Below are 250 nucleotides of genomic sequence, written 5' to 3'. Positions count from 1 at the left end.
ATATGATAATATCGATCAAATGCAAGAACATAAACTTTCGTTAATACCTGACGATTTAAAAGCTGCTAAACAAAGTTGGAATGATATTCATAAGGACGCAGAATTCATTTCCAAAGACATTGCTTTTAAACAAGAAAAGACAAACTAAAAATTAATATATATTCATAGGAGGAATTAAAGTGAATAATAATTTTCCTTATAAACTACTTGCTGTATCGACGTTTTTAACCCTGACAACAACTACTGTAGT

General features: G+C 28.8%; 1 pseudogene. It reads left to right on the top strand.

The window, feature by feature from the left end:
• A pseudogene (locus tag ACS2CR_RS34580) lies at positions 1-148 on the top strand (hemolysin BL lytic component L1); the annotation flags it as partial.
• Positions 149-250 lie beyond the last annotated feature (102 nt).

The organism is Bacillus cereus group sp. BceL291 (assembly GCF_051776705.1).
Taxonomy (GTDB): domain Bacteria; phylum Bacillota; class Bacilli; order Bacillales; family Bacillaceae_G; genus Bacillus_A; species Bacillus_A cereus.
Note: the sequence above shows the minus strand (reverse complement) of the source record. Positions and strands in the feature narration are given on the sequence as shown.